The sequence below is a fragment of the Salmonella sp. SAL4457 genome, from assembly GCF_046548235.1.
GTDB lineage: Bacteria > Pseudomonadota > Gammaproteobacteria > Enterobacterales > Enterobacteriaceae > Salmonella > Salmonella enterica.
This window is the reverse complement of the sequence record NZ_JBGDZO010000770.1, coordinates 1-259: the sequence shown is the minus strand read 5'-3', so window position 1 is coordinate 259 and position 259 is coordinate 1. Positions and strand designations below refer to the sequence as shown.

The window sequence follows — 259 nt, the reverse complement described above, 5'->3', positions numbered from 1 at the left end:
AGCCACGGCAGCGCCGCGCGGATGGTCGCCCCCAGCGGCATGCCGGTGACCGCCGAAGTGACGAACAGGTTGAGGCCGACCGGCGGGTGTACCAGGCCGATCTCCATGTTCACCACCATGACGATGCCCAGGTGGATCGGGTCGATGCCCAGCTTCATGGCGATGGGGAAGAAGATCGGCGCCAGGATCAGCACGATCGCCGAGGGCTCCATGAAGCTGCCGGCGACCAGCAGCACCACGTTGACCATCAGCAGGAAGC

The 259-nt window shown here is 66.0% G+C and carries 1 protein-coding gene; it reads right to left on the bottom strand.

The window, feature by feature from the left end:
- On the bottom strand, positions 1-259 hold a 259-nt coding region (locus tag ACLJNW_RS26240; protein ID WP_410961512.1), incomplete at both ends, for a TRAP transporter large permease subunit.